Consider the following 12,579-nt stretch of genomic DNA (forward strand, 5'->3'; position numbering starts at 1 on the left):
GTGCTTTTTGTTTCATACATTTGAGGTGTATTCAAATCATCTATAATGGAAGTCACTACCTCCAGAACCTTGCCGGCGCCTTATGTGTTCGGCCTGACACTGTTATGTTTTGCCCTTATCGCGAAGTGCTATTCCTGCTTTTTACCGGAAGGCACAGAAGCTTCATTCATCATTACGCACCTGTTAACGTTACTTTATTTCTTCAGCTGCTGGATCGGCGGCTTTCTTAAACCCTGGGAGGGGAGAAGGAAAGTGATGTCTGTATTCGTGGTGCTGTTGCTCACTGATGCCTATACAGTAAATGACAGTATCCGTCTGTTTGAGTCTTCAGCCACCTGGCTAGTGGTCATGCTGATCTTTATTTGTGCCAATATACTGGCATTTGCATTTTTTGAAAGATGGCCGGAATGGATGAAATACTTGCAATGCGCGGTGCTTGGATTTACAATGCTGTTGCCTTTCTACCTCGCCGTTTACCTGGTACCGGTGTATCTTGTCAGCATGATCGCCCTGCTTGCCATCGGGCTTTCCATCGTTACATTTTCTCCGGTTTTCGTACTATGGTTTAACTTCCGGATGGTGAGAAAGCTCATATGGCCGGTGTACCGTTACCGGCTCATTTATTTATGGTCAGGCGCACTGGCATTCATGATGCTGGTGCTGTATTCCGTAATATATATAGCAGACAAAAGTAGAATGGAGCAGGCCTACAACAACAGCCATGTTGCAATAAGGGAAGAGTTGCCGCCCTGGATCAGGGCCGCGCAGGAAGCACGGATTGATTTTGTAACAGCACAGCTGCTGAAAACAGGTATTGTTTATACCAGTCCGGGTATCCGGTCGGGTTTCAATCTTTGGAGTACACCAACCAGGGAGTTCGGTGAAAAGCTGACGCATGATCCCCTGTTTATGACCGCCGGCGCCCTGTTTGGCACTATTGCTATCCCTGAAGAAGACCGGCTGAAGATGCTGAATGTAATGTTTGATAAAAGACATTATGCGGTAGACCGCTACTGGAGCGGGAAAGACCTGGTAACTACCAGTGTGACAACAACGGCCGACATCTGGCCACAGTATCACCTGGCATATACGGAAAATATCTACACGGTTAAAAATATTCCGAAACAGCGATGGAGTAACAGCCAGGAGGCGATCTATACCTTGCATTTGCCGGAAGGCGCAGTGGTTACTTCCCTCTCGTTGTGGATCAATAACCATGAAGAAAAAGCCATCCTCACTACCCAGGCAAAAGCTGCAGAAGCCTATTCGGAAATCGTTGGCAGGCAACGCCGTGACCCGTCGGTGGTACACTGGCAGGAAGGCAACCGCGTAGTAGTGCGTGTATTTCCGGTGCCGCAAAATGAAGAACGGAAATTTAAGATCGGGATCACCTCTCCCCTGAAAGTACAACAGGATAAACTGGTGTATCAACCGGTATGGTTTGAAGGGCCGGCATATGAGGAGGCTAGTTACGAAGTAAAGCTGAATATGGATAAATGGCCCGGAGGACTGAAGTATCCGGCCGGGTTTTATACGGATAAAGGGAAGACGGTTGGCAAAATCGGAAAGTATAATGCGGACTGGGAGTTAACAATGCCGGATGAGGCAATAGACAATGCTGCCTTCAGCTTTAACGGTGAGCGATATACGTTGTTACCTTACAAGCCATCTTATGAATTTTTTGCACCGGAGAACTATTACCTGGATGTAAATCATAGCTGGGATTACGATAATTACCGGGAGATCCTTACCCAACTGAAAGGTAAAAAAGTATGGATGTTCCATCCCCGGAATGGAATGATAGCAGTAAACGAAGAAAACAGGAAGGATCTTTTTAACGAATTGCACGGCCAGCGTTTTTCCCTCTTCCCGTTTTATAAAATAACGAATCCCTCAACAGCACTGGTGATCAGCAGTTCAGACAATATTTCGCCCCAGCTCAGCGACCTGGATAGTTCCGTTTTCAGGAGTAACCTGCGCAGTTTTCTATCTCACGGGAAAATAAGATTATATCATATAGGTAATATCCTGAGCCCTTACCTGGCTACGTTGAAAGAATCACGGTCACTGTTATACGAAAATGGATCCGCGAATCAGTTGCTGTCACAGTTACGCAACAACAGCTTCCTGCGGCAAGAGGAAGATAGCAACCAGCTGATCATGGAAGATGCGCGTATCCGCATTGCCCGCAGCACGGACAGTATGCAAACACAGGGCCCCGACCACCTGGCGCGCCTCTTTGCCTACAATTCCATTCTAAAGGATCTGGGGCCAAAAGTTACGGGAGAGGATCTGTCTTCAGAAACAGCGCTGATCAATACTGCCAAAGCTGCTTACGTGGTAACACCATTGTCGAGTTTGATTGTACTCGAAACGCAGGCCGACTATGATAAATTTGAGATCAGCGATGATATAAACAGCCTGAAGAACGCCTCTCTTAAAGGGCATGGGGCCGTACCCGAACCGCATGAATGGGCACTCTTCCTAATAGCGATAGGTATACTCGCCTATGTGCGGTTCGAAAAATTATTTAATCGAAAAAGAAGCGTATGCTAACGTTACCGCATATACGGTTATTAACGGGAAGAACAAAACTGCCGGCATTGATACTGCCGGTGGTTTATGCGATAACCGGTGTATTGCAGTTGCAACATTATTTCTCCTGGAAGAGTACTTTCTTTATGTTGTGTGTAATAGCGATGGGAGTGGTGTTTCAGCCCGACCGGTCACGCCCCGGAAGTACCCGTTGCGGTTGGATAGCATTATTCTTTTTGTTACTGTCGTGGCAGATCCCTGTATTAACTATCCGGTATGCCACGCTTATCACCGCCTTATTTTTTGTAACAGAATATTTCTTCGGGAGATTACAAACGCTCACTTTCATCACGGCTGCGCTCATTGCGCCGGCAATTGATTTTATGGTCAATGTATTCACCTTCCCGATCAGGCTATGGCTCACGGGTGTGGCTGGTAATATACTGGCGGGCATAAACCCGGCTGTTACCACCGCAGGTAATATGATCCTGCTGGGAAGTAATGAGTTCAGTGTAGACCCCGCCTGTATGGGTTTACAGATGATGCTCACCTCGCTGCTCTGCGGCGTGATGCTGATAGCCCTTTATCAACGCCGTTATCAGAAAGTATTGCCGTTTACCGGAATCCTGGTGGTGTTACTGGCTATTGCCGGGCTAAATATAACTGCTAACCTGTTCCGCATTATACTGCTGGTACAGTTTGCCTTACCGCCGGAAGCAATGGCGCATGATGCTATGGGGATTGCCACACTGCTGATCTATGTAATCCTTCCCTTACTACCGGGTGTTAAATGGATGCTGCAACGCTATGGAAAGGCAAAGCCCGTGCATACCGGCGTGCAACCGCCACCGTTATATGGCTGGTTGTTACACGGCGTGCTGGCTATAGGCATTATCGGTGGGCACTTTTTTATGCCGGAAAAACAGGCCGCTTCCGGTGAAATGGACCAGCAGGTAAAACATTTGCCCGGCTACAGCTACGCTGTATTGGACGATCATGTTATCAAACAAACCAGGGCCAACGCATTATTGTATGTAAAAGGAATTCCGGGCTTTTATTTTACAGATCACCAACCGATGATTTGCTGGAAAGGAAGTGGCTTTGGGTTTTATAAAATAGCGGAAGTAACGATAGCGGACACGAAAGTATATACTGCTGAATTACAAAAAGAGAACACTACGTTATACACTGCCTGGTGGTACGAAAGCCGTACCCGCCACAGCAACAGCCAGCTCGAATGGAGATGGGATGCACTCTGCAGCGGGAATAATTATTACCTGGTAAATATTACGGTGGAAAAGAAATCACTATTGGAACCGGAAATACAAACCTTGTTGCATACACGTCTTATTCAGTGATCACTTCTGCTTCTTCTTTATGCCTGGGTTGATAATACAGGTAGAAATAGGCCAGTATAAGAATTCCGGTTACAAAAGGAATCAGCGCCAGGTGTTTAAAGGTAATATCGCCTGTAATTACCTGTGTGTCGAAATGAAAAAATTCGCTGATCATCCAGTAGGAGTTGGCCGCAATCCACACAGAGATCGCCACATTATGACACAGCTCCGACATGAACTGGCGGGTACGCCAGGCGATCACGATAGAAATGATCAGGGTGGGAAAGATCATCGCTACGCCCAGGGGCTTCCATATCATGCACCAGCTGATATCTTTCAACAGCCAGAAAACAATATGCAGGTTTTCCATCTTACGGTAACTTAAAGGAATGCTGTATACCGGCGAAGTGGTGGCTTGTTTGCTCATGTGTGTTATTCAGTTAATTTTATCTGGTTGAAATAGGGCGTAAAGATATTCTTTATCTTCGTTTCTGCACCAGCATCTCCGGCTATGAATGAATTTCACTGGTTTTACCAGCGTACCAGGTTTCACGGTATCATCTGGGTCCCCGAAAACTCCGGGCGGGTTATGATCATTGTACATGGCATCGGAGAGCATATTGGCCGCTACGACCAGGTAGCCTCTTTTTTCATGAAGGAAGGCTATACAGTGATCGGCATCGACCATTATGGCCACGGTAAAAGTGATGGCGCCAAAGGCGCTTCCAAAGGCTTTGATTTTATGTTCGATTATTTGCAGAGCTTCGTGCGTTATGTGGCGGATACCTATCACAAACCGGTGGTGATGTACGGCCATAGTATGGGCGGCGGCGTGCTCACCGGCTTTTTACTCCGGCGGCAGCCCGATATCCTGGCGGCGGTGATCTCCGCGCCGGCTTTGATCATTGGCATGCGCCCCGGCGGTTTCCTGAAAGGAGTACTGAAAGTGGCCAGTGCCATCGCTCCCAATATCCGGATCAAACAGGGGCTGGACATCAGCAAAATTTCACATGATAAGGAGGAAGTAGAAAAATTCAGGGCAGATCCCCTGCGGCATGATAAACTGAGCCTGCGACTGGCCAATGATATGATCCAAAACGGCGCCTGGTGCCTGCTGCACGCGGCTGAACTATGCGTGCCTTCCCTGCTTATCCACGGTAATGCCGATGAATTTACTGCCGTGGAAGGCTCCCGCTTATTTGCTGAAAGGGCGCCATCGGCCTTGCTTACCTACCGCGAGTGGGAGGGCATGTACCATGAAATGCATAACGAACCTACCAGCCGGGAGGTATTATTGTTTGTAGCAGGTTGGCTGAGTAATGTGAGATAAGTACTAAATTCGGTATATAATCTATTTACTATGAAACGCTATCGCTCTTACAAATGGCTCCTGCCTGCCCTCTTGTTATTTTCCGGTATACAGGCAAATGCGCAGGTCGATCTCGGTGTCCGCGGAGGCATCAGTATTCCGAATCTTACTGCTGGCGGTAGTGAGAGCAACCCGCTCAACACCGGTTACAGCTCCCGCCAGGGACCAGATTTCGGTATCCTCGGCGAATACCACGTCAGCAAACTGTTTTCTATTGAAGCCATGATCAGCTACTCTTCGCAAGGTGGTAAAAAAGAAGGGATACAGGCATTTCCGTTTCCGCCTGAAATGGCAGCGGCATTGCCTCCCGGTATGCCTGCGCCAACCTACCTGTATGCCAATTTCGAAAGCCAGGCAAAACTGAACTACCTGATGGTCCCCATCCTGGCCAAATTTGGCTGGAACCTGGGACCTACCTCACCGTTACGCCTCTACGTGGATGCCGGCCCGTTTTTCGGCTTCCTCCTGAGCGCTAAACAGGTTACCAGCGGCAGCAGCATCCTTTACCTTGATGAAGAAGGAAAACAGCCGATTACGCAGCAGCCTCAGTCTTTCGACAGAACAACAGACATCAAAGACCAGTTACATACTTTCAATCTAGGAGTAAGTGGAAACGTAGGACTGGCCTATATCTTTGGCCGTCACCAGGTATTTGTGGAAGGGGGCGGAAACTATGGATTCCTCAATATTCAGGAAGGCAGTGCCAATGGTAAAAATAATACCGGCGCCGCTACTGCCTCTATCGGATACGCCTATCGTATTTGTAATAAATAAGTGGATGATCTTGTTTCAGCAGGACAGCGCCTGCTGAAACAAGGATTCCCGCGTTTATGGATTGGTAGACCATAACCCCGCTGATTTCACCAGCACTCTTCTGTTCAGCTTCAGCTGCGCCACTACAAACTCCGCCAGGTCTTCCGGCTGCAATACTTTGTCCGGGTTACCATCCGTTAAGTTCAGATCTTTTGCCATATCCGTCGCAATAGTGCTCGGCGTTAAGGCGCTTACCCGGATATTATGTTTCCTTACTTCCAGCATCAGCGATTCTGTTAAGCCCAGCAGGCCGAACTTGGAGGCGCTGTAAGCGCTGGTAAGTGGTGCACCCCGTTGTCCTGCGGTGGAAGATATATTGATAATGTCGCCGGTTTTTCTTTCTATCATACCCGGTAATACCGCCCGGGTTACATAATACACGCCCAGCAGGTTTACCCGGATGATCTGCTCCCATTGAGCAGGTTCCAGTTCCATGAAATTGCCAAAAGCAGCAATGCCGGCATTGTTGATCAGGATATCAGGTTCCCCCAGTTCTTTTGTCAGCTGGGCCACTGCCTCATTTACCGCCAGCAGATCGCTTACATCTGCAGTTGCATAAGCTGCTTTTACGCCTATGCTACTGATTTCTTTTGCCACTGCCTCCAGTGAACCGGCACTACGTCCCAACAGGGCTATATCCACGCCTTCCTGTGCCAGCGCCACTGCCAGCGCCCGGCCTATACCTTTGCCCCCACCGGTGATCAGGGCTTTTTTTCCTTTTAATGATTCCATAATGCCTTCGCTTTGTAAGGTTAAAAAATACCTGGCAAAGGTACAAAGCTTTGTTCCATTTACAGCCTATCTTCGCATGGATCCATTATAACAGCTTCAGATTATGATACAGATTTCCAACGAAAAACTCACCGTACTGGTGAACCCCCAGGGAGCAGAACTGCAGAGCATTGTGAGGAAAGATACCGGCCTCGAATATTTATGGAGTGGCGACCCCGCCTTCTGGGGTAAAAAAAGCCCCGTATTATTCCCCATCGTCGGCGGCCTGAAAGAGAATACCTATCAATACCGCGGAGAGCTCTACACGCTCGGCCGCCATGGTTTCGCCAGGGAACAACTGTTTACGGTATCGGAACAGGGAGCGGAATACGTCACTCTCCGTCTTTCGGATAATGAAACTACCCGTAAAGTATATCCCTTCCGTTTCGATTTTACCATCCAGTACCTCCTGCAGGACGACCAGTTACAGGTAACCTACCAGGTGCTCAACCGCGATGATAAAACCCTGTTTTTCTCGGTAGGCGCCCACCCGGCCTTTAAATTGCCCCTGGTGCCGGATACAACGTATGAAGATTATTACCTGTATTTTAATAAAGAAGAAGAAGCGGGGATCTGGCCATTGTCGGCCGGCGGACAGGTAGAAACCGCACCTGTTCCATATCTTCAGCAAACGCACGAATTGCCACTAAAGAAATCCCTGTTTTATAATGATGCCCTGGTATTTAAAAACCTGGCCTCCACAGCTATCAGCATTAAAAGCAACCGTACACCGCACGGCTTAACACTGGCCTTTGAAGGGTTTCCGTATATGGGCATATGGGCAGCTAAAGATGCGGACTTTGTTTGTATTGAACCCTGGTGCGGCATTGCCGACAGCGTAAATGCGACCGGGGAACTGGAAGAGAAAGAGGGGATCAACCGGCTGGCGCCGGATGGATTGTTTGAAAGAACATGGACGGCAACGATATTCTAAAGAGATAAAAAAAAGCTGGCGGTGGTAACTACCAGCTTTTTTATCTTTAAAAATTATATCCGGCTTTCAGGCCAAAGAAACTTCTCGTGCCATCTTTAAACCACGCTTCATACTTAGCTTCCACATCCAAACCCAGTACGCGGATACCAACACCGGGAGCTACCAGTCCGCCTACGCCGCTGTAGTTTTTACCGGTATACTGAACCGTACCGCCTTCCAACTTCACGTAAAGAATAGAGATCAGGTTGTACCGCAATCCCAAACGGATAGGTACTACGTTGTAGTCCGGATAGTCGCCGGTTACAGTGCCTGTGTTAAAGCTCTTACCGCCAAAATGAAAGTAGCTTACGGAACCCACAGCAGTTAAACCTGCTATCAGCTTTACATCAGCGCCCAAACCAACACCATAACCGGTATTGTGGGTATCACCGAAGTCGCCTACCGGGAAGCCTGCTTCAACAAAAGGACCGATACTGAATCGTTTCAATTGTGCCTGTGACGACTGTGAACTGATACAGATCATCAGGAGCATGGTTGCAAATGCCAGGAAGATTTTTTTCATAAGAACTAATTTTCAGAGGATTGGTGACTGCAAATTAGCCATAAAAGTAAGGAACTAATTGCTAATTACGAATTGTGAATTATAGCATGCGGCGTTAATATCACTTCCTCCTCTTCCAGGTCCTGCCGTTTTTGCAAACTATGTCCGTTGTTGTTGATAGCTTCAATCCTCGGCGGAATCAGTTTATACACCACCGGTGTAACGATACGCGACAACAAAGTAGAGCTGATCAAACCACCGATCAATACAATGGCCAGCGGCGCAATCAGTGGATTGGTGGATATCGCCACGGGAATTAACCCGCCAATAGCCGTGAGGGAAGTGAGCACAATAGGAAGGAACCGTACCTCGCCGGCTTCCCTGATTGCGGCTTCCAGGGGCTTGCCCTGCATCCGCAACTGGTTGGTGAAGTCTACCAGCAAAATGGTGTTCTTCACTTCAATACCCGCCAGTGCTATCAGCCCGATGATCGCTACAAACGACAGTGAGTTGCCAGTGAGCCATAACCCCATGGCAGCGCCTACAATTCCCAAAGGAATCACTGATAAAACAATGAGCATACTCTTAAACGTTTTGAACTGCAGGATCAGTACCGCCACAAAAAGGAAGATCGTCACAATGATCACACTCATAAATCCGCCAAAGGAATTTTTCCGGCTTTCTACTTCTCCACCCATCTCGTAAGTATATCCCGCAGGCAGTTTCAGCGCATCCATCTGTTTTACCACATCTTCTATCACCCGGTCGGTCAGGAAGCCCTTCTTTATAAAAGCGCCTACTGCCACTACCCGGTTCTTCTCCTGGTGTTTAATAGTTAAGGGAGATGTTTCCAGCTGCAGCTGTGCCACCTGTGAAAGCGGAATCGCGGTTCCCTGGCTGTTGTTCACGTACAGATCCCTGAATACGTCCAGTGTGGGCTGGGCCATTTTCTGTTTGGTCAGCAGGATATCGTAGTCATTATCATTCTGGTCATTGTACTGGCCCAGGTTAATACCGGCCACGGCTAAACGTACCACCCTGTCAATATTGGCGGTGGGAATACCCAACTGCTGCGCCTTTTCACGGTCTATCCGCACCCGGATATCCGATTTCAGGTTACTTACCGGGTTGTTGATATAGATGGTGCCCTGGGTTTTCTCCAACATCTTTTCCACATTGCCGGCTAAAGATCGTAAGGTGTCCAGATTATCTCCGAATAACCGCACCTCTACCGGCGCCACTATCGGCGGACCCTGTTCAAAGTTTTTTACTTCTACTTTGGCGCCGGGATAGGGTGTCCACTTTTTACGGAGCGATTCAATCAGCTTGTTTTTGTCAGCCGGACTGGTATGAGGGTCCAGTTGTACAAAGAGCTGTGCATAGTCACTTTTTTCATTTTCCTGTAATTCGTTGTAATAGATGCGGGGATTGCCCTTGCCGATATTACTGGCGTAAGAGCTTACCATCTTTTCCTGCTTCAGCTCTTTTTCTATCTGCTGTACAATACTGTTGGTATAGTGCAGGTTCGACTGTGGCGGTGCAAAAATATTGATCAGAAACTGTGGCTTTTCTGAGGCCGGGAACAGGCTGAAACCAATCACCTTAAACAACCCGATAGAGGCGCCAAAGATTACCAGTGATACTACAATTGTGATCACCGGGCGATGCAGTGCTTTGTCGAGCAGCTTTGCATAACTGCCATGGATCAGCTTTTTGAGCAAACGCATAAACAGGTTGCCTTCAGGATTACCGGTATGCTCCTTCAGCAAACGGCTGGAAAGGAATGGGATAATAGTCAGTGACACGGCCATAGATGCCAGTACACTGAAGATCACCGCCAGCGGCAGGCTGCGGATAAAGTCACCGCTGCCTTCCGGCATAAATACCAGCGGCATAAACGAAATGACCAATGCCGCCGTACAACCTATTACCGCCAGCCCTATCTGTGAAGTGGCTTTCAATGTGGCGTCCATACGGCTATGCCCTTCCAGCATCCATCTTTCTATATTCTCTACTACCACAATACTATCATCTACCAGCAGTCCCAATGCTACTACCAGTCCTACGATACTTAGCTGGTTCAGGCTATAGCCAAACAGCTGCAGCAATACAATACCGATCGACAGTGACAGTGGAATAGAGATCATCACAATGAGCGCCGGCCGCTGACCCAATGGGAGCAGGGTAAAGGCTACCAGGAGGATAGCAATGATAAAGTCTTTTCCCAGGCCGCTTAAACGGCTGTTTACGGCGTCGGCCTGATCGAAGTACTGCACCATATCGATATTGGCAGGCAGTGTTTTCTTGAACTTTTCGATCACCGGTTTGTAGGCGATCTGTGTTTTGGTAATATTTTCACCGGATTTCTGAGCAGCGGATACTACCACGCACCGGTGCCCGTTCAGCCGTACAAAGTATTTCTCATCTTCAAAACCATAATATACACGTGCGATATCTTTCAGGAAAACATTTTTCCCATTACCGGCAGATACAATGGTGTTGCTGATTTCATCGAGGTGCTGATAATTACCGCTGGTTTTGATATTAAAGCTTTTATCACCTGCATCGATACTGCCGCCGGGTATATTGGCCATTTCACTTTGCATAGCTGCTATCACGGTATTCACCGGCAGGTGGAGCTGCGCCATTTTATCTAATTGCAGTTCTACCCTTACCTGTTGTTCCGGCAAGCCATGCAGCTTTACGTTTTTCAGGGAAGGCACTTTTTCCAGTTCATCCTGCAGCTTATCGGCGTAGTAGCGGAGTTTGTCGCGGGAGGTGTTTTCAGAGATTAACGCTATTTGCAGGATATTTACATCAGAGGGTTCCTGTTTCTGCACTTCAATGCTGTAAATATCTGCCGGCAGTTCCTGCCGTTTGTTGTTTACCTCTCTCACCAGCTCCTGGTATTTCTGGTCTACGTTGGAGCTGTATTTATATTCCACGTGCATAACGGCCACACCATCGCTGATGGACGTACGAACACGTTTCATGTCGTCCAGTCCGTAGATTTCTTTTTCCATTGGATCTACCACCAGGTCTTCCATGTCTTTAGGACTTGTACCCGGATACACTACAACGATATTAAACTGCGGGGATCTCAGTTCCGGATCTTCCGAGCGGGGCATATTGAGGATGGTGGTGATGCCCAGCACGATGATCATTATGAATATTACCAGCGTGAACTGGTAATTTTTGACGGCATATCTGGCTATTTTCATGATCGTAATAGTTATTGGATGATACGGATAGGTGATTGATCCTTCAGGTAGGCACTGCCGGAAATGATGAGTGCCTTTGCCTGTTCCATGCCGGTGCTGATGAGTACATTTTCTTTTTCCATGCCTGCAATGGTAACGGGTATTTTCTGTGCGGTTTTATTGTCGTTGGTTACAAATACAAAACCGCTGCTGCCGTTACCATCCAGGAGGGAGGCGTATGGGATGCTCCATGCAGTGCTGCCGGAAGCTGCGCCGGCCTGAATATGACAGCGGCCAAACATGCCGGCCGCGATAGCGGCGGGCTTGCTGCCGGTGAGTTGTACATCAATGAGGAAGGTGCCGCTTTGTGCATCAATGCCTTCCGATTTACGTGTAACCATGCCAGTGAGACTGTCGCCGGGGATACCGGATATTTCGATACTGGCTTTGTCACCGTTTTTCACCTGCGCCCATTCCCTGTCGCTCACGCCTACACGAAGTAACCAGTGGGAGCTGCTGGCGCCGTTGGTTTCTAATACCGGCGTACCTGCATTTACCATTTGGCCGCTGCTCACCAGTTTATGCAGTACATAACCATCCTGGGTGGCGTGGATAGCGGAGAAGCTGCGGTTAAACTGGGTGGTGCTCAGTTGCTGCCGTGCCTGGTCCATCGTGGTTTTGCTGTTTTCCAGCTGTTCCTGTGTAGCCACGCTGTCGTTATGCAACCGCACAAAGCGCTGATAATCGCGCTGGGCTTTCTCAAATGCCAGCTGGTCTTTTTGCACCTGTGCATTTATTTCCGTGAGATTGAGCGTCGCCAGTAGTTGTCCCTTATGTACTTTATCACCTTCCTTTACCAGGATGCTGCTGATGATACCGTTGGTTTTGAAAGAAAGATATACTTCATCGTCGGTGGTAAATTGACCGGAAGCATTGATCGTAACGGCGGTTCCCTGTTTTTCCAGCGGCATGATTTTTACCGGGATGGTATCGGAAACAGTGGTGGTTGCTGCCGGTTTGCTGCCGCAGGAAAACAGCAACAGGGAAAAGGGCAGCAGGAGCAATGTATTTTTCATGAG

10 protein-coding genes are annotated in these 12,579 nt (G+C 48.3%); 5 read left to right on the forward strand and 5 right to left on the reverse strand.

Annotation, left to right across the window (positions count from 1 at the left end):
- Positions 1-45 precede the first annotated feature (45 nt).
- Complete coding sequence (locus tag AB6805_RS20315; RefSeq protein WP_370911270.1) at positions 46-2,556, forward strand: XrtN system VIT domain-containing protein; 2,511 nt, start codon at positions 46-48, stop codon at positions 2,554-2,556.
- On the forward strand, positions 2,550-3,893 hold the full coding sequence (gene xrtN, locus AB6805_RS20320) for an exosortase N (RefSeq protein ID WP_370911271.1): 1,344 nt from the start codon (positions 2,550-2,552) through the stop codon (positions 3,891-3,893). The genes AB6805_RS20315 and xrtN overlap by 7 nt, the downstream gene beginning before the upstream one ends.
- Here xrtN and AB6805_RS20325 read toward each other — a convergent pair.
- Positions 3,883-4,299, reverse strand: coding sequence for a hypothetical protein (locus AB6805_RS20325; protein ID WP_370911272.1), 417 nt, complete (start codon positions 4,297-4,299; stop codon positions 3,883-3,885). The genes xrtN and AB6805_RS20325 overlap by 11 nt on opposite strands.
- A gap of 162 nt (positions 4,300-4,461) precedes the next feature.
- On the opposite strand from AB6805_RS20325, the gene AB6805_RS20330 reads away from it, so the two are divergent.
- Both AB6805_RS20330 and AB6805_RS20335 read left to right on the forward strand, forming a co-directional pair.
- On the forward strand, positions 4,462-5,202 hold the full coding sequence (locus AB6805_RS20330) for a lysophospholipase (RefSeq protein ID WP_370911273.1): 741 nt from the start codon (positions 4,462-4,464) through the stop codon (positions 5,200-5,202).
- Positions 5,203-5,232: 30 nt separating this feature from the next.
- Positions 5,233-6,015: a porin family protein gene (locus tag AB6805_RS20335; protein WP_370911274.1), complete on the forward strand. Its 783-nt coding sequence runs from the start codon at positions 5,233-5,235 to the stop codon at positions 6,013-6,015.
- A gap of 54 nt (positions 6,016-6,069) precedes the next feature.
- Here the strand turns inward: AB6805_RS20335 and AB6805_RS20340 are convergent, their stop codons facing one another.
- Positions 6,070-6,786: a 3-ketoacyl-ACP reductase gene (locus tag AB6805_RS20340; protein ID WP_370911275.1), complete on the reverse strand. Its 717-nt coding sequence runs from the start codon at positions 6,784-6,786 to the stop codon at positions 6,070-6,072.
- A 103-nt stretch (positions 6,787-6,889) separates the two neighbouring features.
- Here AB6805_RS20340 and AB6805_RS20345 point away from each other — a divergent pair, with 103 nt between their 5' ends.
- Positions 6,890-7,759 (forward strand): aldose 1-epimerase family protein, encoded by an 870-nt coding sequence (locus AB6805_RS20345; protein WP_370911276.1) that lies wholly within the window; start codon positions 6,890-6,892, stop codon positions 7,757-7,759.
- Positions 7,760-7,805: 46 nt separating this feature from the next.
- Here AB6805_RS20345 and AB6805_RS20350 read toward each other — a convergent pair whose 3' ends face one another.
- The 3 genes from AB6805_RS20350 to AB6805_RS20360 form a co-directional block, all read right to left on the reverse strand.
- Positions 7,806-8,321, reverse strand: a complete 516-nt coding sequence (locus AB6805_RS20350; protein WP_370911277.1) for a hypothetical protein — start codon at positions 8,319-8,321, stop codon at positions 7,806-7,808.
- Positions 8,322-8,386: 65 nt separating this feature from the next.
- On the reverse strand, positions 8,387-11,521 hold the full coding sequence (locus AB6805_RS20355) for an efflux RND transporter permease subunit (RefSeq protein ID WP_370911278.1): 3,135 nt from the start codon (positions 11,519-11,521) through the stop codon (positions 8,387-8,389).
- Between the two features lie 11 nt (positions 11,522-11,532).
- Positions 11,533-12,576, reverse strand: coding sequence for an efflux RND transporter periplasmic adaptor subunit (locus tag AB6805_RS20360; protein WP_370911279.1), 1,044 nt, complete (start codon positions 12,574-12,576; stop codon positions 11,533-11,535).
- Positions 12,577-12,579: the final 3 nt, after the last annotated feature.

The sequence above is a fragment of the Chitinophaga sp. RCC_12 genome, from assembly GCF_041360695.1.
Classification (GTDB): Bacteria; Bacteroidota; Bacteroidia; order Chitinophagales; family Chitinophagaceae; genus Chitinophaga.